Here is a 1,480-nt window from a genome sequence, read left to right as displayed (position 1 = left end):
GTCCAGGCCCGGCACCGCCGGGTACCAGGTCATCGCCGCGTAGTCCGCGTCCCGTGCGGCGACGTACCCGCCGGGTCGCGTCACCCGGCGCATCTCGCGCAGCGCCTGCACCGGGTCGCCGACGTGCTGGAGCACCTGGTGGGCGTGGACCACGCAGAAGGTGTCGTCCGGGAAGTCCAGCGCGTGCACGTCGGCGACCGCGAAGCCGATGTTGGACAGCCCGCGCCCGGCGGCCGTCGCCCGCGCCTGCTCCAGGATGCCCGGCGCGTGGTCGACGCCCGTGACATGGCCGTCGGGGACCAGTTCCGCCAGGTCCGCGGTGATGGTGCCGGGCCCGCAGCCGATGTCCAGGATCTTCATGTGGGGCTTCAGCGAACCGAGCAGATAGGCCGCGGAGTTGGCGGCGGTCCGCCAGGTGTGCGAACGCAGCACCGACTCGTGGTGTCCGTGCGTGTAGACGGCGGTCTCCTGGGCTTTCGGCATGGCTGCGCCCCTTCTCGTCGTACCGGCCGGACCGGGCCGGCGATACGGTTCACGGTACGCGCGCATGCCGAATGCTGAGACTCGTGTTTTACGATGCGGACTGACGGTGCGTCAGGCGCCGTTGCCCAGCGGGCGGTAGACCGTCAGGGCCTCGGGCAGCTTCTCCAGCCTCACCTCGTCCGCCGAGGCCGTGACCTCGCCGTCGTACGCAAGCGGGGTGCCCGGCGTCAGGCCGGTCAGCCGCAGCCGGTTGACCTGCACGGCGGCATGGGCGGGGGAGCGGGTGAGGGGACCCGCCGCGGCCGCCGCGAGCAGCCGCAGCGCGGGCCGCCGGCTGCCGTGCACCACCCGCACGTCCAGCAGGCCGTCGGCCAGGTCGGCACGGCGGCCGGGCGCGAGACCCATGCGGTGGTAGACGCCGTTGCCGACGAACAGCAGCCACAGCGGCCGATGCTCACCGCCCACCATCACCTCCAGTGGGTGCCGGCCCGCGCGCAGCACGCGCAGCGCGCCGAGCAACCCGGCCGGCCAGCCGCCGATCCGGCTCGACCAGCGGTCCCGTGCGCGCACCAGCTCCGGGTAGACCCCGAGGCTCAGCGTGTTCAGGAACAGTCCCTCGGTGTCCCCGGTGACGAAGCGCCCGGCGTCCACCCGGACCGCCTCGCCGTCCCGGATCGCCCGCGCCAGGCCGCGCTCGTCCTCGATTCCCAGGTCGTAGGCGAAGTGGTTCAGGGTGCCGCCCGGCAGCACCGCGAGCGGCAGGTCGTGGCGCAGGGCGAACCCGGCGGCCGCGTTCACGGTGCCGTCGCCGCCGCACACCCCGAGCACCCGCGCCCGCGCGGCCGCCTTCCCCAGCGCGTCCACGACCTCCTCGGGCGCGCACTCCACCACCTCCGCCTTCGGCAGCGCGTCCCGCAGGGCGCGCACCCGGTCCGCGGTGCCCGAGGCCCGGTTGGCGACCACCACCAGACCCTCGCCCTCGGGCAGCGCGGGCGCC

General features: G+C 74.7%; 2 protein-coding genes. Both read right to left on the bottom strand.

The window, feature by feature from the left end; genetic code table 11:
- A partial coding sequence (locus ACWEN3_RS46485; RefSeq protein WP_452984480.1) for a class I SAM-dependent methyltransferase occupies positions 1-483 on the bottom strand: 483 nt, incomplete at its 3' end.
- A 111-nt stretch (positions 484-594) separates the two neighbouring features.
- Positions 595-1,480: diacylglycerol/lipid kinase family protein (locus ACWEN3_RS46480; protein WP_452984478.1), on the bottom strand; the 886-nt coding region annotated here is incomplete at its 5' end.

The organism is Streptomyces sp. NPDC004561 (assembly GCF_053602155.1).
Note: the sequence above shows the minus strand (reverse complement) of the source record. Positions and strands in the feature narration are given on the sequence as shown.